Raw genomic sequence first — 21,703 nt, 5'->3', positions numbered from 1 at the left:
AAGGCTCAGCTCAGGCGTCTGGAAGATTTGTGCACAGTTGCTGGTAACGCGCGGGCGTCAGTTGGCAGGCGCGTTTGAACCAGCGCCCCAGATGGCTCTGGTCGGCGAAACCCAGCTCGGCTGCAACCTGTGCGGGCGATTCACCGATGGCCAGCCGACGGCGCGCCTGGCTCAGGCGCCACTGCACTAACCAGGCGTGCGGTGGCAGGCCCCATTGTTTTTGAAACAGCCGGGAGAGGCGGAACCGATCGACGTTGAGCGCCTGCGCCAGCTCGGCAATGCCGGGATTTTCCGCATGATAAGCCATCAACCAGTCGCGCGCCTGATGCGCCAGCGATGGTGCTGTCTCTGCCCGGGCGCCGCGCAAGACGGGAGAATAACGGAGTTGCTGGAATAAGCGATCCAGCGCTGCATCTTTAATGAGCCGGGGATGATCGTGCCAGAAAGCGTCAAACGCGTGCCAGACCGCCCAGGAGAGTTGACCATCGTCTTTCAGCGTGCTGGCAAAGCGTAGGTCTCCGCAGGGGAGTCCATCAAGACAGGCTGGCGCAAGCTGCTGATGTAGCTGGTGGGGCGAAAGATACAGCATACGGTAGGTAAAACCCTGGGCATCAACGGCATCGCCGTCATGCAGTTCTTCAGGTTCTAACATAAAGACGGTGCCGGGGCGGCTGTGATGACGCTGACGTCGGGAATGGAACTGCTGTACGCCTTGCTCAGTCACGCCAATTAAATAGCTGTCATGCCAGTGAGGATCGTAGGCATGACCGGTAAAATGCGCCCGCAGAGATTCAATACCGCTGTTTGGGTCGCGACGCAAATCCACCCAGCTGTCTGTTGAGTCTTTCACACGCATTTTACTCCACTAAACTTTTACGACAGTATCAACCTGGACATTCTGCCGCGATTATCCAGTATTTAACAGAGCAGACACTTTTCATTCGCAATTTGCTTTGCGTATAATAACTTATTCAACTAATTAGAACTCTAATCATTAGGTTGCTATTTAAATGTCATCTACCCGTACCTTTACGCACTTGCTCCATCTTACTGCTCATGCCTGGCGTCTGGCCGTCGATCGTCATTTGAAAGACAGTGGCTTAAGTACCAGCAGTTGGATGGCGATTGGGCTTATTGCCAGCGAACCTCAGCGGCTTACGCAAACGGAACTGGCACAGCGGATGGGGCTGGAGGATGCCAGTATGGTGCCGCTGGTGGATCGTCTGGTGAAGCAGGATTTACTGACGCGCGTACAGCCAGCCGAAGATCGCCGCAAACGTCACCTGGTGCTGACCGAAAAAGGGAATGACGCGTTCGCCAACGTTAAAACCCACGCGGATGCCTTACGTGCTGAGCTGCTGGCTGATATCGATCCTCAGGAGCTCGCGGTGGTTGAGCGAATTTTAGAGACACTGCTGACCCGAATGGGAACGATGTAATTATGGCCCGGCGCAATCCCTACGCTGCGCGTGAATGGTTGCCACATGAAAAACCTATGCTGCCGGGGTCGCCTTCGACGCCGCTGCACTCAACGCCTAAACGCATTGCGTTTGGGCTGATTGGCCTGCTGATCTCCCTGACCGGTGCACTGAGCAACGCGCTGGTCAGTGCGAACCTCACGAATCTGCAAGGAACCTTTGCCGCTTACTCCAATGAAATCGCCTGGCTACCGGCGGTATATGTGATGGGGAATATCTCCATCAACCTGCTGCTGGTGAAATTTCGTCAGCAGTTTGGACTGCGGGTTTTCACCGAAGCCTTTCTGGTGCTTTATGTCTTAGTCGCCTTTTTCCATCTCTTTGCCAACGATCTCAGTTCGGCGATTATCGTACGCACCGCCCATGGCATGGTGGGCGCTGCCCTGAGCTCGCTGGGGATCTATTATCAGGTGCAGGCGTGGCCGGCGAAACATCGCCTGAAGGCCCTGGTTATTGGCCTGACCGTTTCGCAGTTGGCGATTCCGCTGGCCCGACTCTTTTCCAGCGAGTTGCTCCAGCTTGAGGAGTGGCGCGGGCTTTATCTGTTTGAGCTGGGATTAGCGCTGATTGCGTTGGGCGCGGTGTTAGTGGTTAAGCTGCCGCCGGGCGATCGTATTAAGGCGTTTGAGAAGATGGATTTCGTCACCTTTATGCTGCTGGCACCGGGCATGGCACTGCTGTGCGGCGTACTGTCACTTGGCCGAATTGAATGGTGGTTTAGCACGCCCTGGCTCGGCGTTTGTGCTGCGCTGGCGTTGGTGCTGATCGTCACGGCTTTCGTGATCGAGCATAACCGCCGCAATCCGCTGATCAATACGCGCTGGCTCAGCAACGGGATGATCGTGCGTCTGGGCATCGTGATGATCATGATTCGTATCGTGCTGGCGGAGCAGAATACCGGTGCGATAGGTTTTTTGCAGCAGATTGGCCTACAAAACGATCAGCTGCACGGCTTAGCCTGGGCGATCATCGCCGGGGTGATTGCCGGCATTGCTGCCAGTGCGCTAACCATTAAGCCAACGCATCTCAACTGGCCGATTGTGGTGTCACTCATCGTGATGATCATCGCCTCACTGATGGACGCGCAATCCAGCCCGGTTACCCGCGCGAACAACATGTACTTAAGCCAGTTTTTACTGGGATTCGGCAGCGCCTTTTTTATGGCGCCCGCCATGCTGATGGGCATTGGTAGCGTGGTGACCCAGCCGAAAAATCTGGTCAGTTTTGTGGTGTTGTTTGGCATGAGCCAAAATCTGGGCGGCTTAATCGGCTCGGCGATTCTGGGCACCTTTCAAACCTGGCGTGAAAAATATCACTCCAGTCTTCTTGGCGATCAATTATCGTTACTGGATCCCAACGTCAGTGAACGGCTTAGCCAATATGGCGCCCTGTTTACCAGTCAGATCAACGACAGCGCCCTGCTTAGTGCACAAAGCACCAGCCAGCTTCAGTCAGTCGCAACCTTGCAGGCCAACGTACTGGCCTATAACGATACCTATCTGCTGACGGCGGCTCTGGCGCTGATTACCCTGATGTGGGTGCTGTGGCGCTTAACGCGTCGGCGCTATCTCGACTGGCGACAGGCCACCTTCAATCTGGCAGAGCAGCGTCAGCTTGCCGCCGCACAAGAACGAACGGAGCAACAATGAGTCAACAGGATGAACTTCAGGCAGCAGAGCGCGATCGGGCCAACCGCCGTCGTATTCTCTCGATTGCCTTAGGCAGCGGTATTGTGGTGACAGGCGTGCTGGTTATTCTGTATGCCTGGCAGCTTTGGCCTTTCACCAGTTCCGTTCAGAGCACAGAAAATGCCTATGTCCGCGGGCAGGTCACGTTTATCAGCCCGCAGGTAAATGGTTATCTGACCCAGGTGGATGTGGTTGACCTGCAGCCGGTTAAAAAAGGTCAGTTACTGATGACCATTGGCGATCGTATCTATCGTCAGCGCGTGCACCAGGCGCAGGCGCAGCTGGCCATGAAGCAGGCTGCACTCAATAATAATCAGCAGCAGCGCCTCAGCGCGCAGGCCACGATTCAGAGTAATAAAGCGGCGCTGGAAAACGCCAAAGCCCAGGCGGTGAAAAGCGGTCTGGATCTAAAACGTGTTGAAAATCTGGCCGCAGACGGTTCGCTCTCGGTGCGCGAACGCGATGCGGCGCGCGCGGCGAATGCGCAGGGGCTGGCTCAGCTGCATCAGGCGGAAGCGCAGGTTGCGGTGGCCCAGCAAAACTTGCAAACGGTCATTGTTAACCGTGCCTCGCTTGAAGGGGACGTGGCCAGTGCGAAGGCCGCTCTGGAGCTGGCGGAAATCGATCTGGCCAACACGCGCATTACCTCACCTGACGAAGGGCAACTCGGACAGTTGTCCGTGCGTAAAGGCGCCTACGTGACGGCCGGTACGCGCCTGACGTCGGTGGTGCCCAACCATAAGTGGATTATCGCGAACTACAAAGAAACGCAGCTGGCGCATATTCGTCCGGGGCTGCCGGTAACGATTCGTGTGGATGCACTGGACGGTAAAACCTTCCAGGGTCGCGTTGAATATCTTTCACCTGCTGCAGGTTCAGAATTCAGTGCAATATCGCCGGACAATGCGACCGGCAACTTCGTTAAAATCGCTCAGCGTATTCCGGTACGTATTGATGTGGCGCCAGAGGTCCAGCAACAGCTGCGTCCCGGGATGTCGGTTGAGGTAAGCATTGACACGGCCGCACACGTGGACGGAGAGGGAGAGAAAACGCCATGAAGGGCTTGCGTATAGCCGCTGCCCTGCTGGCGGTCGTGCTGGCAGGGTGCAGCACCCAGGTCGACAAAGCCCCGTCCGCCTTGCCCATTCCCCCACAGTGGCGCGATCGGGTTGGGCCTTCTGCGCCACCGGAAGCCGCATGGTGGCAGGCCTTCGGCGACGCCGATCTGAATCGCCTGGTGGATCAGGCGTTGCGTAATAATCCGGATATCCTGATCGCCCGTTCACGGGTTGATCAGTATCGGGCCCAGCTACGTGCAACGGAAGGGGACAATTTTCCGACGCTCAGCGGCGGCGTCGCGGCGACGCGTCAGCGCGCATTATCCGCGGCGACGGGACAGCCTAATGACACCTCGGTTTTTCAGGGACAGCTACAGGCCAGCTACAATGTGGATTTGTGGGGCGCGCGCAGCCGTTCGATCGATGCGGCGCAGGCGACGCTGGAGGCACAGCAGGCCGCCGCCTCGGCAGCCGAGCTGACCATCGCCAGTTCGGTGGCATCCGGTTATATGACGCTGTGCGCGCTGGATGAGCAACTGCGCGTTACCGAGGCGACGCTGGCAACGCGGCACAACTCGCTCAAACTGGCGCAGCGCCAGTTCGAAACGGGATATACCTCCCGGCTGGAGTGGATGCAGGCTTCATCTGAGTATCAGTCCGCTAAAGCTCAGGTTCCGCAACTCCAGCATCAAATTGCGCAACAGGAAAATGCGCTCAGCATCCTGGTAGGGATGAATCCGCGTGAAATCGCACGCCATCGGGCGTTCACGGCCATCATGCCGCAGGTTATGCCGGGCGTACTGCCGTCTGCACTGCTGAATCGTCGTCCTGATATCGTGCAGGCACAGCGTCAACTGCTGGCCGCCGATGCCACGCTGGCGTTATCCAAAGCGAAGCTGCTGCCGGGAATTAACCTCACTGCCTCAGGCACGCTTCAGAGTTCCGTGTTGCATCAGCTGGTGGACGATCCTTTCCGCCTGTGGAGCGTCGGCGGCAGTATTCTGGCCCCCTTACTCAATCGTGAAGCGTTAACCGCGCAGGTGGATGTCTCCATGGCTTCGCGTAATCAGGCTTTGTACAGCTATGAGAAAGTGGTGCGAAACGCCTTTTCAGAGGTGAATAATGCACTGGATGCGATTCGCCAGGGCGAGGCGCAACAGGAAGCGCTTCGTCAACAGGAACAGTTTGTCGCCGACGCGTTGCGCATCGCGACCGAACGCTACCAAAACGGTTATGCCTCTTATCTGGACGAGCTGGATGCACAGCGCACCTTGTTTGCGACTCAACTGAACCTGGTGACGGTCAAAAATAATCTACTGCAGGCGCAAATTGAGCTGTATCGCGCGCTGGGCGGCGGCTGGTCTGCCGGGAAATAGCGCTGCACTATCCGGTATGGCAGGGGCTGAAGGGCGGCACATCCCGGTCGTGCCGCGCCATCAGGGCGGGTTTGTAAAATAACGGATTCCTGAATAAGATTGCTCTACACTGTAGCCCGCAAATGCACCTTTGAGCCACGCGTTAACCAGGAAGAGCATGCTTTTACCCAGCCCACCAGAAGAGCACGATGAACCTGTGGTTCAGCCCCTTGCCGATGCTCACTTTGCGATTGTGGTGCTGGCAGTAACCTCGGTCACGCTGATTATTTTCGTTTTGATCGTCACGCTTTGGATGAGTTAGTGTTTATCAACCGGACCTGAAAGGAGTGAGGGATGGAATCGAGAGATGATAAACTGATTGCGATTATTGGCCTGCTGACCGCTTGCCTGATCGGTGTCACTTTCTTGTTTGTGGTGACGTGGCTAAACGACAGCCGCCTTGCCTCGCCGCCGGAGCGCCTTGATACGCAAACCTGTTATCCCAAACCGCCCTCGCGTCAGCTCTGATCGCGCTTAGTGAACTTTATCTGCTGACTGCGCAGCACCAGTGCCAGGTCCTCATGCACGGTGCGGTTGCCATTGGGATCGGCGAGGCCCAGCAGTGACCCTGGAGAACGCCTGTCGTCTGCCCATGCCGGATACTCCACCACGGGATAGAGCGAAATGCCCTCCATCGCAATGCCCTGATCCAGGGCAACGGCAACGTTTTCACTGACCTCCTGTAGCCAGGGCGCGCGAGCTTCGCCTTCGGCACCAGTTTCGGCTATCAGCATAGGACGTTGATAACGCTGCCAGTATTGCGCCAGCAGAATATGGAGCGGGGCGCGTACCGGGTCGTCTCTGTCCATTGGCCGATCGGGGAAGAACCAGTGGTTATCCGGATAGTAGTTCAGGCCCAGAATATCCAGAAAATCTTCGTGCCCGCCCAGTTCTTTATCGACACGTCCGGCTAACATATCCCAGGCTTCAAACTGCGCCTGATGCTGTGCATCAGCCCCGGGTTTACTGTCGGGGTTATCGGGATGATGGGCAATCTGCACCAAAGGATCGGTCAGCACAAAACGGGCGTCAGGTATCACCTCGCGAATTGCCTGCATGGCAGCCAGAGAAGCACGAACCAGTTGCCGCTTAAGCTCTTTACCACGCTGACTGGCATGGGGATTAAACCAGGCCACGTCGGCGCCTGCCCAGGACCAGAATGAGATCTGGTTTACGGGCGTGAAAAAAGCCTGCTGAATGCCCTGATCGCGGATAATGCGCGCCATTTCCCGGGCATAACGTTCGAAGTGGTCGACGAACCCGGCTTTCCAGACAGAAATATGATCGGGATAGCCAAAGTGGGCCAGTTCCCAGATGATCTGCAACTGGTTATCCCGTGCCGCTTCGACCATTGGCAGGAAACTGCTCCAGTCGTACTGGTTAGGCGTTTTTTCAATCAGGTGCCAGCGTGCACCATCCCGCGCGGTCAACAGATGCAGATCGACCAGTGCCGCATAGTCTTTTTTAAGCAGCATATCGTGCCCGCTGCTGATCACCATATCCAGCCGTTTGCCCGGCGTGCGGCAGGCGGTGGAACAGGGGAAGCTGCCCTGAAAAAAGCTCTGAAACAGGCGGGGATGATGGCGTAAACGGTCGTCAGTTAAGGGCGATTGACTCATATTCCTCTCCTGCCGGGCAAATGACAGTCACAGATCGTTCGACTAAGTCTAGACTAAAAAACGGTGCCATCAGCATGGCTGATGTGCAACCGGCGCTGGCATACTCTGGCGCCCGGAGGAATAATAATAAATGACAGTATGATTCAGGGAATATTCATGACCGAAGCGTTTGATTTGCCCCAGAGCCCATCACGGCAGAGCTGGCTTGAAGAGCGGCTGGTTCCGCTTTGTTTGCACCATCCGGGGTTGAGCGGCATTCATCCACTCAGTGACGGGCTGGATGCTTTTGCCGCACGTTACCTGCTGATGGAGAAAGCCGCGAAGACGCTGGATATACAATACTATATCTGGCAAAACGATATGTCGGGCAGGTTGCTGTTCAGTGCCATGTTGGAGGCCGCCAATCGCGGGGTGATCGTACGGCTGCTGCTGGACGATAACAATACGCCAGGGCTGGATGATACGCTGGCGCAGCTGAATCACCATCCCAACATTACCGTCAGGCTGTTCAATCCGTTCTCCTTTCGTACCCTGCGCGCGCTGGGCTATCTCACCGACTTCGCCCGCCTCAACCGGCGGATGCATAATAAGAGCTTCACGGCGGATGGCGTCACGACGGTAGTCGGTGGACGTAACATTGGCGACGAATATTTTGGTACGGGCAACGAACCCCTGTTTGCCGATCTCGACGTGCTGGCTATCGGCTCGGTGGTTAACGAAGTGGCCGAAGATTTTGAACGCTACTGGAACAGTAAACCCGTTTCGCCGCTAAGCGAGGTGCTGGATCAGCCGATGTCGGCGCATCCGGATGTGGTGTTACCGCCGGAGTGGCGTGAAAGCGAGACCGTACAGCATTATCTTCAGCGCCTGAATAAGTCCTCGCTGATCGATCAACTGACTCAGGACGATCTGCCTTTTGTCTGGGCCAAAACGCGACTGTTGAGTGACGATCCGCGCAAGGGCCTGGGAAAAGCGCGACGCAAGTCACTTCTGCCTCAGCGTATGATGGAAGTGATCGGCGCGCCTCAGCATCAGTTCGACATCATTTCCGCTTACTTTGTGCCGACCCGCGCGGGGGTTGCCCAACTGCTGGCGATGAAGCGCAAAGGGGTGAAGATCGCGGTGTTAACGAACTCGCTGGCGGCAAACGATGTGTCCATTGTGCATGCGGGCTATGCAAAATGGCGGAAAAAACTGTTGCGGCACGGGATTTCGCTTTTCGAATTAAAACCCCAGGCCGGCCTGAATGACACGCCGCACGATCGCGGCTTGACCGGTAATTCAGGCTCAAGTTTGCACGCGAAAACCTTTTCAGTGGATGAAAAAATCCTGTTTATCGGCTCATTTAACTTCGATCCACGCTCGGCGGTGCTCAACACCGAAATGGGGCTGGTCATTGAAAGTGAAAAACTGGCCGCCGAAACCCATCAGCGTTTTAGCGACTCAATGCGCGATCGGGCCTGGACGTTGCGGCTGGACAAGTGGGGAAGAGTAAACTGGCTGGAGTATCCCGGCGAGGCGCAGCAGGTTGTTCACAAGCATGAACCCGGCTGCAGCTGGTGGCAGCGTCTGCAGGTTCGACTGGTGTGGCGATTGCCTATTGAGTGGCTGCTTTGAAGCAAGGCGATCGGCAGCGATCGCCTTATCATTAGCGCTTCTGCGGCTTACCGGAAAACAGAAAACGCAGAAGAGGAATACGCAGGTGCAACTCATACAACGTGAATGACACGCCAAATACCATGACCAGACCCAGCAGGAAGCCCAGCGTATTGTTATGCAGTACAGGCGTCACATAAATGCCGTACAACAGCGTCAGGGGATGGTGCACCAGATAAATAAACAGCGAGGCGTTAACCAGATACATAATGCCTGGCGAATGTGAGTTAAGCAGTTTATGTCCCAGACTGTAACAGACGTTCAGCATGCAAAGTCCCATCATGCTGCTGATTAACGCGTCCAGCTCATACAACCAGCCTTCACCACTGCTTGTGCGTTGATTGACAATATATGCCACCAGCAGCAGCACTGCGCCAATGAACAGCACGGGATTCACCCGCACGAACAGCTGTTTCAGCGCCTGATGTTTCCAACTGAGTGCGCCCAGCATAAAAAAGGGCAGGTAGAACAGGGACTGCATCACCACGAAATTAAACAGCGCATCGCTTAACAGGGTTGGATTCGTGTAAAAGACAACACGTCGAAAAGCGCCCCACATCAGGCCCCAGATCAACAGGCCAAGCGCCAGTTTCCCCCAGCCCACGTGTTGATAATCAATGTTACGCTTTTGATCCCGCAACCAGCGGAACGTGATCATGCCGAGTGTGGTAAGAATTAACAGCACCAGTAAAAACCACAGGTGGGAGATCAGCTCCCACATCAGGTTGTTGAATTTCGCGTAGGGCGGCAGGGCGCTCCAGTCCGCGTATTTGCTTGTCCATGCCTTCAGCATAAAGAACTGCGGCAGCGTAATTAAGGGCACCGCCGTCAGCATCGGAATGCCGACCCGCTCCAGACGAACTTTCAGAAAGCGTCGGGGCTGATAGCGCAGATAGAGCATGTAAGAGAAGTAGCCGGAGATGACAAAAAACACCTGCATGCGGAACGCATGAATAAAATCATTCAGGGTCGTAAGCCATAGCGAAGCGTCGCTGCTGTTGACGGCCCATTTCTGCGACGAATAGATCAGGGAAACGTGAAACGGCACGCCCAATAACATCAAACAGGCCCGGATCGAGTCGAGAAAATACTCACGCTCAGTTTTTGTTGTACTCATAAAGTTCCAGTTCGTTAGTACGTTTTTAGCCGGTTTCGCCCTGAAACCGTATTATGTCGGAAGGAAATTCTAGCTGCAGATAACAGAGTATACTATCAGTTGAATCTCAGTTGAGCCCGTAACGTTTAATTGTCCTAAAATCACCCCTCGAGCAGAGGATTATCGGGAACATTGTTGTGCATGTGCTGTCGGAAAGCCGAATTATCCATTAAGATAAGCGGGTTTGTATTAAGCACACGAAAGGGGGGGATGTGCTGACTAAAGAAAAAAATAATGTTGGGCTGACGAAAATGCGCTGGATTGGCGCGGCAGTCCTGCTGGCTTTGTATGCCAACAACAGTTGGGCGTTTAATTTTGATGATGTGGCAAAACAAGCCAAAGATCTGTCCGGAAAAAGCTTCGAAGCGCCAAAAAGCAATTTACCCTCTCAATTTCGTGATATGAAATTTGCTGACTACCAGCAGATTCAGTTCAACCACGATAAAGCGTATTGGGGCAAACTGCGTACGCCGTTCAAACTCGAATTCTACCATCAGGGGATGTACTTTGATCTGCCGGTGAAAATTAACGAGATCACCGCCAATACCGTACGCGAAATCAAATACAGTCCTGATTATTTCAACTTCGGCAATGTGAAACACGATGCCGATGCGGTGAAAAACCTCGGCTTTGCGGGTTTTAAAGTGCTGTATCCGTTGAACAGCAAGAACAAGAAAGATGACGAAATCGCCAGCTTCCTCGGCGCCAGCTATTTCCGCGTGATCGGTGCCGGTCAGGTTTATGGCCTGTCTGCCCGTGGTCTGGCTATCGACACCGCGCTGCCATCAGGCGAAGAGTTCCCGCGTTTTAAAGAGTTCTGGATTGAACGACCCAAACCGCAGGACAAGCAGCTGGTGATCTACGCACTGCTTGATTCTCCACGCGCGACCGGTGCTTATCGCTTTACCATCCATCCTGGCCAGGAATCCACGGTTGATGTGCAGACCAAAGTCTATTTACGCGACAACGTAGGTAAACTGGGTATCGCACCGTTAACCAGCATGTTCCTGTTTGGCCGCAATCAGCCGTCGCCAGTGTCTAATTTCCGTCCTGAACTGCATGATTCAGACGGTCTGTCGATTCACAGCGGCAACGGTGAGTGGATTTGGCGTCCGCTGAATAACCCGCGTCACCTGGCCGTCAGCACCTATACCATTGAAAATCCAAAAGGCTTCGGGCTGTTACAGCGCGGACGTGATTTCAATAACTATCAGGACCTGGATGACCGTTACGACCTGCGTCCAAGCGGCTGGGTTGAGCCAATCGGCGACTGGGGTAAAGGACGCGTTGAGCTGGTTGAGATTCCTACCGCAGATGAGACGAACGATAACATCGTGACGTTCTGGACACCGGAAAACCTGCCGGAACCGGGTAAAGCGATGGATTTCAAATACCGTCTGCACTTTGGCCGTAATGAAAACAAACTGCATTCTGACGATGTTGCCTGGGTGAAAGATACGCTGCGTTCAGCGGGCGATGTGAAGCAGTCGAATTTAGTCCGTCAACCGGATGGCACTGTTGCATTCACCATCGATTTCGTCGGCAAAGACATGAGTGAAATGCCTGCCGACAGTCAGGTTGCGCCGCAGGTCAGCGTAGGCAAGAACGCCGAAGTGGTCGAACAAAGCGTTCGCTACAATCCGGTCACCAAAGGCTGGCGTCTGGTATTGCGTCTGCGCGTGAAAGATAACAAGCAGGCGACAGAGATGCGTGCAGCGCTGGTCAGCGGTGACAAGACATTGACGGAAACCTGGAGCTATCAGTTACCTGCCAATGAATAATTTGACTTTTACACCTCAACGCTATGTAGAAGCCCTGCCGCTGGATGCGGCAGGAAAAACGCGTCTGGCCGCTTCGTTGCAAAATGCGCAGACGTTTCACCAGTTACACGAATCGCTGGGCCAGGATGTGGCTGCCAGCGATCGCCCTGAGGATGCACCTTTAAAATCGGTGTCGTCGCGAGTGGAAATGGCCTGGCCCGATTCACTTGCCGGGGGACAACAGTTAGGCAAGGACTATCTTGATCGCACCACGTTAAAGGCGATGCCAAAAGTGAAGCGTTCATTGATGTTCCCGGAAGCCTGGCGCACTAACCCGCTGGCTCGCGCCTGGGACTCGCTACGGGGACACAAGTCTGTTCCCCGTTATGCTTCGGCCGAAGAGCAGCGCGCGGAAGAGAAGTGGCGCCACGTGGGGTCCATTCGTCGTTATATTCTGTTGATCCTCACGATTATGCAGACCGTGGTGGCGACGTGGTACATGAAAACCATTTTGCCTTACCAGGGCTGGACGCTGCTGGATCCCATGGACATGATCAACCAGAACTGGCAGCAGTCTGTTATGCAGATTCTGCCTTATGTGTTGCAGACCGGGATTCTGTTCCTGTTTGCGATCCTGTTCTGCTGGGTCTCAGCGGGTTTCTGGACGGCGTTGATGGGCTTCCTGCAACTGCTGATTGGTCGGGATAAATACAGCATTTCCTATTCTACCGTCGGCGATGAACCCCTTAATCCCGCGCACCGTACCGCGCTGATCATGCCGATCTGTAATGAAGATGTAGGACGCGTTTTTGCCGGTTTACGGGCGACCTGGGAATCAGTGGTGCGTACCGGCAATGCTGAGCACTTTGATGTTTACATCCTGAGTGACAGTTACGATGCCGATATCGCTATCGCTGAGCAGAAAGCCTGGATGGAGCTGGTACGTGACGTCGGTGGCGCGGGCAAGATATTCTATCGCCGTCGTCGTCGCCGTGTGAAGCGTAAAAGCGGCAACATCGATGACTTCTGCCGTCGCTGGGGCAGCAACTATAGCTACATGGTGGTGCTGGACGCCGACAGCGTCATGAGCGGTGAATGTCTGACGGGCCTGGTGCGCATGATGGATGCTAACCCTAATGCCGGTATCATCCAGTCTTCGCCAAAAGCCTCGGGCATGGACACGCTTTATGCGCGTTGTCAGCAGTTTGCGACCCGCGTTTACGGCCCGTTGTTTACCGCCGGTCTGCACTTCTGGCAGTTGGGTGAGTCGCACTACTGGGGCCATAACGCCATCATTCGTGTGAAGCCGTTTATCGAGCACTGCGCACTGGCACCGCTGCCGGGTGAAGGCTCGTTTGCCGGTTCCATCCTGTCGCATGACTTCGTGGAAGCGGCACTGATGCGCCGTGCTGGCTGGGGCGTATGGATCGCCTATGATTTGCCGGGTTCCTATGAGGAGCTCCCGCCAAACCTGCTGGACGAACTTAAGCGCGATCGCCGCTGGTGTCACGGTAACCTGATGAACTTCCGCCTGTTTCTGGTGAAAGGGATGCACCCGGTGCACCGTGCCGTCTTCCTGACGGGCGTGATGTCTTATCTGTCGGCACCGCTGTGGTTCCTGTTCCTGGCACTGTCCACCGCGTTACAGGTGGTGCATACGCTCATGGAGCCCACCTACTTCCTGCAGCCAAGGCAGCTGTTCCCGGTCTGGCCCCAGTGGCGTCCTGAGCTGGCGATTGCGCTGTTCTCGACCACGCTGGTGCTGCTGTTCCTGCCGAAACTGCTCAGCGTCGTGCTGATCTGGTGTAAGGGGGCGAAACCCTACGGCGGTGCGCTACGTCTGTTCGTCTCGCTGCTGCTGGAGATGCTGTTCTCGGTGCTGCTGGCACCGGTGCGTATGCTGTTCCACACCGTATTTGTGGTAAGCGCGTTCCTGGGCTGGGAAGTGGTCTGGAACTCACCGCAGCGTGACGATGATGCCACACCCTGGAGCGAAGCCTTCAAGCGTCACGGTTCGCAGATGGCCCTGGGCATTGTCTGGGCTGCCGGGATGGGATGGCTGGATCTCAACTTCCTGTGGTGGCTGGCGCCAATCGTGTTCTCGCTTATTCTGTCGCCGTTTGTATCGGTGATGTCGAGCCGCTCTGGCCTCGGCATCAAGAGTAAGAAAGCGAAGCTGTTCCTGATCCCGGAAGAGTACGATCCGCCGAAAGAGCTGGTGGATACCGATCGCTATGTGGAACTCAACCGTCAGCGCGTGCTGAAAAATGGCTTTATGCATGCGCTGTTCCATCCTGCGTTTAACGCCCTGGCGACCGCGCTTGCGACCTCACGCCACAAGCAGAGCCAGTTACTGGATCATGCGCGCGATCGCCGCGTCGATCAGGCACTGAGCGATGCGCCGGAAAAACTGAATCGAGAGCAGCGCTTGCAGCTGATCAGCGATCCGGTGGTGCTGGCGCGTGTACATACTCGCCTGTGGGAAAGTGGTGAAAAGTATCATCAGTGGGTAGAGAGCTATCAAAAAATGCCTCTCAACCCCGATGCCTTACCGCATCAGGCGTAGCAACGAAGAAAGCGGCAGAAATGCCGCTTTTTTTACGCCCGTCGCCGGTTACAGACGGCAACATTATTTTGCACTTTGCACGAATGGGGATGGCAACCCGGCTCAACTCATGATTAAAATAGCGCCTGTTTAACCTGAGTCGCTATTGTGAATACATTCGCTAAAGTCATCCTGTTATCCCTCGCCGTCGTTACGCTGAGCGGCTGTGGCAGTATCATCAGCCGCACCGTGCCCGGGCAGGGACACGGTAATCAGTTTTACCCCGGCGTAAAGTGGGATATCCGTGATGGCGCATGGCGGGTTATCACCATTCTCGACCTGCCGCTGTCACTGGTGGTCGACACGCTGCTGATTCCGGTAGATGCCAGCCATGGACCTTATGAGTAACTGCGGTCAGAGTCGCTGTTATCGTCTTCCCATTCCTGCGCCGCGGCTTTACCTTCTTCGCTGTCCAGCGGAGGTTCAAGTTGAAACTCACCGTCATCCCACTCGTGCAGCGTATTTTCTGCTAACCACTCCTGACGCAGTTCAATCTCATCAAAATCGCCGTCAAAGATAGCCTGAGCGGCTTCATTGCTGCGCACAGGCAAACACTCGCCCGAATCCCCTTCGTCTTCGAAGAACTCTGCCTGCCACATGATGTCACCGTCCTGCATCACATATTTTTGCAGGCCAAACTGGTTGATGGCCGCATCGTCTTGCTCAATATCCGGATGGCTGGCGAGAAACTCTTCACGCGCAGCATCAATCGCTTCTTCCAGTGTAGTGAACATACTCATGCTTCTCTCCTTGCCTGATTAACGTGATTTCAGTGAAGAATAGACGAAAATCTCAGGAGGGAAAGTCGGGCCACTTTAGAGGACGAACGTTCTGCACATACAGCCAGTCCTGAATCGCATCCGTTAGCTGCTCTAGCTCGGTGTTGTGTGAACACCTGCTGGCCATACCGGCAGGCTACAACAGGTCAATACCAAACCTTTTCAGAAAACCTGCCCACAGCATGAACAGGACGATCGTGATCAGGCAACTCAGCCCCAGCGTGAGCCAGAAGCCGGTACGTTGGTACAAAAACGGGAAGAGGATAAACATCGGCAGGGTCGGTACCACATACCAGAATGTATACCAGGCATGAGCGGCGATCTTCGTCTGGCTCTGTCCTTCAAGTTTCATCCAGATCAACACCAGGATGGTGACAAGCGGCAGGGCGGCCAGGAGCCCACCCAGGCGATCGCTACGTTTAGCCGCTTCAGAAATAATCACCACCATCAGGGCAGTTATCGCATATTTAGAGATAAGCCAGAGCATAGATTTTTCCGTTGTTGAGCCGCTCAGCGGCGCTATCGCCAGCCTGATCACAGGGCTTCAGGCAGTAACGATCGCGAATATTATCACGATCGTTACTGCGGGATCGTTCTCCCGTTGCAGCGCCGGTTCGCGGCAACGCATCGGTTACTTCTGCGTGCTCTTTGCCAGGCTAAATCCAATACCGGCAGCCAGCAGGAGTAACAGCACAGCCGCGCTGATGAGCGCCACGCTGTGAGAGGTGATAAAGGCCGCTTTTGCCGCCTGAATCGTTGCCCCGGCGAGTGCAGGATCCAGCGTCTGTGCCACTTTAATGGCCTCACCGATGGAGGATGAGGCTTTTTCTGCAAGCCCAGGATCCAGTACCGACGGCAGCACAATCGAAGCGGTAAAGCTACGGGTCAGCAGCAGACCAAAGAGGGCAATGCCCAGTCCGGCACCCAGCTCATAGGACATGGTTTCAATGGCGCCGGCTGCGGCGGCTTTTTCTTTTGGCGTGGCCGCCATAATGGCAGAGGTCGACGCCAGCAGGGCACTGGATGCGCTAAAGCCCAGCAGCACCATCAGGCTCCAGGCCTGCCACTGCTGGGTACTGAAGTCCAGCATCGACAGCCCCAGAAAACTGATACCGCTGAATCCCATGCCGCCAACTGCGACCGGCCTCAGACCCAGCTTGCCGACCAGGATCCCTGCGATGGGGCCGCTGAAGCCGCTGGCAATCATGACCGGCAACATAAATTTTCCGGCTTCGAAGGGCGTAAAGCCATGAACAAACTGCAGCTCCTGCGCCATAAGTAGTTCAAACCCCACCAGCGCGATCATCGCGGTCAGGGCCATCACCACACCACTTAAAATTATGCGATGGCAAAACAGCTGCAAATCGATCATCGGCTGTTCCGCTCGCCGTTGAAGACGGATAAACAAGGCAAGCATCGCGGCGCCTGCGATCAGGGCTGCCGTGACCTGCGACGGCGATACATCACCCTTGAGCGCCGTTTTGGCGCTGTAGACCAACAGCAGTATGGCGGCGATCAACAGCAGCGCATGGGGCAGATTCAGTTTTTGCTCCGGTCGCCCCGGCTGTCCTGGAATCAGCCAGACGGCGAGCGCAACCATCACAACGACAAGCAGAACGTTAATGAAAAAAATCGCCCCCCAGTCATAATGTTCCAGTACGGCACCGCCAAGCAGCGGGCCAAACGCGGCGCCACCGGAACCGACGGCGGCCCAGACGCCCAGCGCAATATTGCGATCGCGCGCTTCAACAAACAGTGTCCGGATCCCGGCAAGCGTTGCCGGGATGATCATGGCCGCCCCGATAGCCAGTGACGCGCGGGTTGCTATCAGCCACGCAGCCGAAGGGGCCAGCGCCGCCGCCAGCGATGACAGGCCAAACAGCAGGCTACCCGTTATCAGCAGGCGTTTAAATCCGATACGATCGCCCAGTGCACCCATAGGTAACACCATACCGGCCATGACCAGTGAGTAGATATCAATGATCCACAGCAGCTGGTTGCCACTGGCGTTTAGCGTCATGCTCAGCGTCGGTACGGCAACATGCAGCACCGTGGCATCGATTGCGACCGGGATATACAGCATGACGATAATCACCAACGCGACCCACTGACGAAGCATTACGATCCCTTTGAAATAAAGTTGAACACATGTCCAAGACGGATCCTACTTAATGTTGAACGCTTGTCCAGCTTTTTGTTAGACTCGTCGCTTTACCGTTTCAGGTAGGTTGAGATGAACTATTTAAGTCGCGATGAGCGCCGGGAAGGCATACTGCAGGCCGCAATGACCGTTGCCCTTCAGGAAGGCTATGCGGCCATGACGGTAAGACGTATCGCCGCAGAGGCGCAGGTTGCCGTCGGTCAGGTGCATCATCACTTCTCGGGTATTGGCGAGCTTAAGTCCCAGGCGTTTATTCGCCTGAGCCGAAGAATACTGGACACCGAAACCGTAACGGAAAACGCCAGCTGGCGTGAGCGACTCTTCTCCATGCTGGGTAGCGATGATGGCCGGTTTGAGCCCTACATTCGGTTGTGGCGCGAAGCCCAGATCCTGGCAGGACGCGATGCAGAAATGCGCGGCGCCTATATCGTTGCAATGGAGATGTGGCAGCAGGAAACCGTCGCCGTCATCAAGGCGGGGGAGGAAGCCGGTGAGTTCAGGCTACTTGATAAAGCGGACAATATTGCCTGGCGGCTAATTAGTCTGGTCTGTGGGCTCGACGGGCTTTGCATACTCAATATGCCAGGGCTGGACATCGCCGCCTCGGATAATCATATTCATCGCCTGATTACGTTGGAACTGTTCAGTCCGTTATCGCCCGGCAGCCGCTGCTCGCAGTAAGCGCGAACAGCGGCTGAGCAGCGGACCTAATAGCGTGAAGGCTCACCTTCTGGCCGGGTTTTGAAACGGCGGTGCAGCCACATGTACTGTTCAGGGGCGATGAGCACGCCTTCTTCAACCACCTTGTTCATGCGCAGAGCCGTGTCTTCGTCGCTGGTCAGGGGAAAATTCGCGCTGACGTCAGGCAGAATAATCAGTTCGTAGCCGCGTCCTTCGGGCAGGCGACGTGGAACAAAGGGGATGACGGCGGGTTTACCGGTGCGGATCAGCATATGCGTACCCACGGTTGTTGCCGCCTTTTCCACGCCAAAGAAGGGCACAAATACGCTGCTGCGCGGGCCATAATCATGGTCGGGCGCGTACCAGATGATATCGCCGCGCTTTAACGCCCGAATCATGCCTTTGAGATCTTTACGATCTAACATCCCTTTGTTTGAGCGCATACGACCGCGCGTCTGCAGCCAGTCGATTAATTTATTGTCGTTAGGCCGGTAGACGCCAATGCCGGGATTATGGATGCCAAACATGCGAGCACCGATCTCCAGCGTTAAGAAATGCATGCCAATTAACAGCACGCCGCGCTGGCTATCATGGGCCTGCTGAATATGTTCCAGACCAGAAGGTTTGTGCCATTTGTGGATGCGCCAGTCGGGCCAGAACCAGGCCATGCCGGTTTCAATCAGCCCCATCCCTACCGATTCAAAGTTATGCTTAATCATGGCTTCGCGATCGACTTCCGGCATCTCGGGAAAGCTGAGCTCCAGATTACGGCGCGCAATGGCCACGCGTCGCTTCATGAAGCGCATACCAAGGCGACCAATACGGCAACCAAGTGCATAGAGTAGTGGATAGGGCAGCAATACCAGGATATACAACAGAATTATGCCCAGCCAGGTTAACCAATAGCGGGGATGCAAAAGCGCGCGTGAAAATTGGGGCAATTGGGTCATCTTAAATATTATTATCCTGCGTCGTGCACCAGCGGTGCTGTTTTTCGTCAGTTGCGGTTATTGTGCCATTTTTTTCCCACTGCTGAAATGTTACAGCATTTCGCAGGTTGTTGTCGGGAGCAAAAAGAGAAGTATGAATACCCGGACCGCCGAAAATGTACAGGTTAAACTATCAATTTTTCTTATACGCTTCGCATTTTTTTCAATTCAGGTATCATGTGCGCGCTAAATTTCTTCTATTGATAACAGGAACGAACACCATGCCAGTGTTACACAACCTTGTTTCCAATAAAGAGCTGAAGGCGCGCATGCTGGCGGAAACCGAGCCGCGCACCACAGTCTCTTTTTACAAGTATTTCACTATTGCCGATCCAAAAGCGTTTCGCGACGAACTCTATCTCGGGTTAACCGCATTGAAGGTGTTTGGGCGTATTTACGTTGCGCACGAAGGCATCAACGCCCAACTGAGCGTGCCCGCCAGCCAGTACGAGGCGATGAAGGCCTATTTATACGGTTTTGATCCGGCGTTAAATCATCTGCGTATGAATATCGCGCTCGACGACGATGGCAAATCGTTTTGGGTATTGCGACTGAAAGTACGTGACCGCATTGTCGCGGACGGCATCGACGATGAAACTTTTGATGCCAGCGACGTTGGCAACTATCTGAAAGCGGCGGAAGTGAACGCTATGCTTGACGATCCCGATGCGGTATTCGTGGATATGCGAAATCATTACGAGTATGAAGTCGGGCGCTTTGATAATGCGCTTGAGGTGCCTGCCGATACCTTCCGTGACCAGTTGCCGATGGCGGTGGACATGCTGAAGGATAAGAAGGATAAAAAAATCGTCATGTACTGCACCGGGGGGATTCGCTGTGAAAAAGCCAGCGCCTGGATGCGCCATAACGGGTTCGAAGATGTTTATCACGTCGAAGGCGGCATTATTGAGTATGCACGCCGCGCACGGGAACAAAATCTTCCGGTGCGTTTCAAAGGCAAGAACTTTGTTTTTGATGAACGCATGGGCGAGCGTATTTCGGATGATGTGTTATCCCACTGCCACCAGTGCGGGACGCCGTGTGACACCCACGTAAACTGCGTTAATGACGGCTGTCACCTGCTGTTTATCCAGTGTGAACGTTGTGCCGAAAAGTACGAGCACTGCTGTAGCCCGCTCTGTCAGGAGGAAGCCCGCCTGTCACCCGAAGAGCAACGCGCTCGCCGGGCAGGACGTGAGAATGGCAATAAAATTTTCAACAAGTCGCGTGGCTTGCTGAACATGACCATTCCTGCGCCAACCCGCAAATAGCCGGAGCCGCCTGAAGCCTGGCTTCAGGCGGCTTAAGATTACTGACGTACGCCTTCTACTGAGATGATTAACTCAACGTTCTGAGAGGCTGGCCCAAGATCCTGAGTAATATTAAAGTCTTTCAGCGCAATCTCGCCTTCCGCTTCAAAACCGGCACGATAGCCGCCCCACGGATCCTTACCTTCACCCATCATTTTGGCTTCCAGCGTCACAGGTTTGGTCACGCCATTCAGCGTTAAATCCCCTGTAACGGCCAGTTTATCGCCGTCTTTCTTCACCGAGGTTGATTTAAAGGTCGCAGTGGGATGTTTAGCCACATTCAGGAATTCAGGACCGCGAATATGCTTGTCACGCTCGGCATGATTGGTGTCCACGCTGTTGGTGTTGATGGTCACATCCACTTTATCGGCTGAAGGATTACTGGCATCGAAGCTGAACGAACCGTCGAAATCTTTAAAGGTGCCGTACAGCCAGCTGTAGCCTAAGTGCTTGATACGAAACTGTACAAAGGCGTGCTGGCCCTCTTTATCAATTTTGTAATCAGCGGCACTGGCGGTCAGGGAACCCAGCAGCAGGCCGGCACCTGTGATGGCCAGAAGCGTTTTTTTGAACATATTATTTTTCCTTTTCAGAGGGTGAACGGATGCCCAGACCCAGCATCCTTTTCAGGGTGATATCGCGATCGATAAAGTGGTGCTTTAGTGCGGCCAGGCCATGTAACACCGACAGGATCACGATGCTCCAGGCCAGCCATAAATGAATATCTCCCGCTAAATCTGCCTGTTCGCCCGCGCCGGTCAGCACAGCAGGCAGAGAGAACCAGCCAAACACCGAAACCGGTTTGCCGTCGGCGGTAGAGATTAAATAGCCACTGAAGAGGATGGCGATCAGCAGGCCATAAAGTAATCCGTGCGCCACGACAGCCGTGATGCGCACAAGAGGGGAATAACTGCTCAGGGGTTTAGGCGGCGGCGAAACCACGCGCCATATCAGACGAATAATCAGGGCCAGCATCAGAATGACCCCGATGCTCTTATGAATTTCTGGCGCATTGTGATACCAGGTATCGTAATAGCTCAGCCCAACCATCCATAATCCCAGGGCGAACATGGCATAGATAACCAATGCCATTGACCAGTGTAGGAAAATGGAGAGCCATCCATAACGACCGGGTGAATTTCTTAGCAACATTTTTGCAGCGGTATCTTAAGAATATGTAGAAATAAGAATCTACAGAATGAAACACAAAAGCAATAATGCTTACTTTTCTATAAATATCTCCTGTACTAATGAAATCGGCTCGCGTAGCGGTGCGCGTAAGCACAATATTATTGAACAAGGCTGTTTTACGCGGGCGCTAAGACGTGGAAAAGTGGATAAACGGGCC

At 54.7% G+C, this 21,703-nt stretch carries 21 protein-coding genes; 12 read left to right on the top strand and 9 right to left on the bottom strand.

What is annotated here, in order from left to right:
- Positions 1 to 10: 10 nt before the first annotated feature.
- A complete protein-coding gene (locus NXS97_RS05470; RefSeq protein WP_014606156.1) occupies positions 11 to 856 on the bottom strand; it encodes an AraC family transcriptional regulator in 846 nt (281 codons plus the stop codon).
- Between the two features lie 154 nt (positions 857 to 1,010).
- Here NXS97_RS05470 and NXS97_RS05465 point away from each other — a divergent pair, with 154 nt between their 5' ends.
- The 6 genes from NXS97_RS05465 to NXS97_RS05440 all read left to right on the top strand — a co-directional run bounded on the left by NXS97_RS05465 (position 1,011) and on the right by NXS97_RS05440 (position 6,107).
- The gene (locus NXS97_RS05465) at positions 1,011 to 1,439 is read left to right on the top strand and encodes a MarR family winged helix-turn-helix transcriptional regulator (protein WP_013025313.1); all 429 of its coding nucleotides are present in this window, start codon (positions 1,011 to 1,013) and stop codon (positions 1,437 to 1,439) included.
- Between the two features lie 2 nt (positions 1,440 to 1,441).
- Positions 1,442 to 3,127 (top strand): MFS transporter, encoded by a 1,686-nt coding sequence (locus NXS97_RS05460; protein WP_072136618.1) that lies wholly within the window; start codon positions 1,442 to 1,444, stop codon positions 3,125 to 3,127.
- Complete coding sequence (locus tag NXS97_RS05455; protein WP_116219637.1) at positions 3,124 to 4,224, top strand: HlyD family secretion protein; 1,101 nt, start codon at positions 3,124 to 3,126, stop codon at positions 4,222 to 4,224. The genes NXS97_RS05460 and NXS97_RS05455 overlap by 4 nt, the downstream gene beginning before the upstream one ends.
- Entirely contained in the window at positions 4,221 to 5,600 is a 1,380-nt protein-coding gene (locus tag NXS97_RS05450) for an efflux transporter outer membrane subunit (RefSeq protein WP_116219638.1), read from the top strand. Before NXS97_RS05455 ends, NXS97_RS05450 begins: the two co-directional genes overlap by 4 nt.
- Positions 5,601 to 5,757: 157 nt before the next feature.
- Positions 5,758 to 5,901 (top strand): hypothetical protein, encoded by a 144-nt coding sequence (locus tag NXS97_RS05445; protein ID WP_014606152.1) that lies wholly within the window; start codon positions 5,758 to 5,760, stop codon positions 5,899 to 5,901.
- A 32-nt stretch (positions 5,902 to 5,933) separates the two neighbouring features.
- Positions 5,934 to 6,107, top strand: coding sequence for a hypothetical protein (locus NXS97_RS05440; RefSeq protein ID WP_014606151.1), 174 nt, complete (start codon positions 5,934 to 5,936; stop codon positions 6,105 to 6,107).
- Here NXS97_RS05440 and NXS97_RS05435 read toward each other — a convergent pair.
- Positions 6,098 to 7,258, bottom strand: a complete 1,161-nt coding sequence (locus NXS97_RS05435) for a beta-glucosidase (RefSeq protein WP_014606150.1) — start codon at positions 7,256 to 7,258, stop codon at positions 6,098 to 6,100. The genes NXS97_RS05440 and NXS97_RS05435 overlap by 10 nt on opposite strands.
- Positions 7,259 to 7,414: 156 nt before the next feature.
- Between NXS97_RS05435 and NXS97_RS05430 the strand changes: the two genes are divergently transcribed.
- Positions 7,415 to 8,875 (top strand): phospholipase D family protein, encoded by a 1,461-nt coding sequence (locus tag NXS97_RS05430; RefSeq protein ID WP_019105718.1) that lies wholly within the window; start codon positions 7,415 to 7,417, stop codon positions 8,873 to 8,875.
- Positions 8,876 to 8,906: 31 nt separating this feature from the next.
- Here the strand turns inward: NXS97_RS05430 and mdoC are convergent, their stop codons facing one another.
- Positions 8,907 to 10,031 (bottom strand): glucans biosynthesis protein MdoC, encoded by a 1,125-nt coding sequence (gene mdoC / locus NXS97_RS05425; RefSeq protein ID WP_013025321.1) that lies wholly within the window; start codon positions 10,029 to 10,031, stop codon positions 8,907 to 8,909.
- A gap of 281 nt (positions 10,032 to 10,312) precedes the next feature.
- Here mdoC and NXS97_RS05420 point away from each other — a divergent pair, with 281 nt between their 5' ends.
- The 3 genes from NXS97_RS05420 (at position 10,313) to NXS97_RS05410 (ending at position 14,783) form a co-directional block, all read left to right on the top strand.
- Positions 10,313 to 11,851 carry a glucan biosynthesis protein G gene (locus NXS97_RS05420; protein ID WP_041457564.1) on the top strand — a complete coding sequence of 513 codons (1,539 nt, stop codon included), beginning with the start codon at positions 10,313 to 10,315 and terminating at the stop codon, positions 11,849 to 11,851.
- A complete protein-coding gene (mdoH, locus tag NXS97_RS05415) occupies positions 11,844 to 14,396 on the top strand; it encodes a glucans biosynthesis glucosyltransferase MdoH (RefSeq protein WP_013025323.1) in 2,553 nt (850 codons plus the stop codon). The genes NXS97_RS05420 and mdoH overlap by 8 nt, the downstream gene beginning before the upstream one ends.
- A 147-nt stretch (positions 14,397 to 14,543) precedes the next feature.
- Entirely contained in the window at positions 14,544 to 14,783 is a 240-nt protein-coding gene (locus NXS97_RS05410) for a YceK/YidQ family lipoprotein (protein ID WP_013025324.1), read from the top strand.
- Here NXS97_RS05410 and NXS97_RS05405 read toward each other — a convergent pair.
- The 3 genes from NXS97_RS05405 to NXS97_RS05395 all read right to left on the bottom strand — a co-directional run bounded on the left by NXS97_RS05405 (position 14,774) and on the right by NXS97_RS05395 (position 17,333).
- A complete protein-coding gene (locus NXS97_RS05405; RefSeq protein WP_013025325.1) occupies positions 14,774 to 15,175 on the bottom strand; it encodes a MysB family protein in 402 nt (133 codons plus the stop codon). The two genes, NXS97_RS05410 and NXS97_RS05405, sit on opposite strands and share 10 nt — an antisense overlap.
- A gap of 175 nt (positions 15,176 to 15,350) precedes the next feature.
- Entirely contained in the window at positions 15,351 to 15,701 is a 351-nt protein-coding gene (locus NXS97_RS05400; RefSeq protein ID WP_013025326.1) for a DUF3147 family protein, read from the bottom strand.
- 144 nt (positions 15,702 to 15,845) lie between these two features.
- Complete coding sequence (locus NXS97_RS05395; RefSeq protein ID WP_116219639.1) at positions 15,846 to 17,333, bottom strand: MFS transporter; 1,488 nt, start codon at positions 17,331 to 17,333, stop codon at positions 15,846 to 15,848.
- Positions 17,334 to 17,447: 114 nt separating this feature from the next.
- Here NXS97_RS05395 and NXS97_RS05390 point away from each other — a divergent pair, with 114 nt between their 5' ends.
- Positions 17,448 to 18,056, top strand: a complete 609-nt coding sequence (locus tag NXS97_RS05390; protein WP_028715004.1) for a TetR family transcriptional regulator — start codon at positions 17,448 to 17,450, stop codon at positions 18,054 to 18,056.
- A 26-nt stretch (positions 18,057 to 18,082) separates the two neighbouring features.
- On the opposite strand, the gene NXS97_RS05385 is transcribed toward NXS97_RS05390, so the two are convergent.
- Positions 18,083 to 19,006: a Kdo(2)-lipid IV(A) acyltransferase gene (locus tag NXS97_RS05385; protein WP_013025329.1), complete on the bottom strand. Its 924-nt coding sequence runs from the start codon at positions 19,004 to 19,006 to the stop codon at positions 18,083 to 18,085.
- Positions 19,007 to 19,266: 260 nt separating this feature from the next.
- On the opposite strand from NXS97_RS05385, the gene NXS97_RS05380 reads away from it, so the two are divergent.
- Positions 19,267 to 20,316, top strand: a complete 1,050-nt coding sequence (locus NXS97_RS05380; RefSeq protein WP_028715005.1) for a rhodanese-related sulfurtransferase — start codon at positions 19,267 to 19,269, stop codon at positions 20,314 to 20,316.
- A gap of 38 nt (positions 20,317 to 20,354) precedes the next feature.
- On the opposite strand, the gene NXS97_RS05375 is transcribed toward NXS97_RS05380, so the two are convergent.
- Both NXS97_RS05375 and NXS97_RS05370 read right to left on the bottom strand, forming a co-directional pair.
- Entirely contained in the window at positions 20,355 to 20,930 is a 576-nt protein-coding gene (locus tag NXS97_RS05375; RefSeq protein WP_013025331.1) for a YceI family protein, read from the bottom strand.
- 1 nt (position 20,931) lies between these two features.
- Positions 20,932 to 21,507: a cytochrome b gene (locus NXS97_RS05370; protein ID WP_014593409.1), complete on the bottom strand. Its 576-nt coding sequence runs from the start codon at positions 21,505 to 21,507 to the stop codon at positions 20,932 to 20,934.
- Positions 21,508 to 21,703: the final 196 nt, after the last annotated feature.

The sequence above is a fragment of the Pantoea sp. B623 genome (assembly GCF_024814475.1).
GTDB classification, from domain to species: domain Bacteria; phylum Pseudomonadota; class Gammaproteobacteria; order Enterobacterales; family Enterobacteriaceae; genus Pantoea; species Pantoea ananatis.
This window is presented reverse-complemented; position numbering and strand designations above follow the sequence as displayed.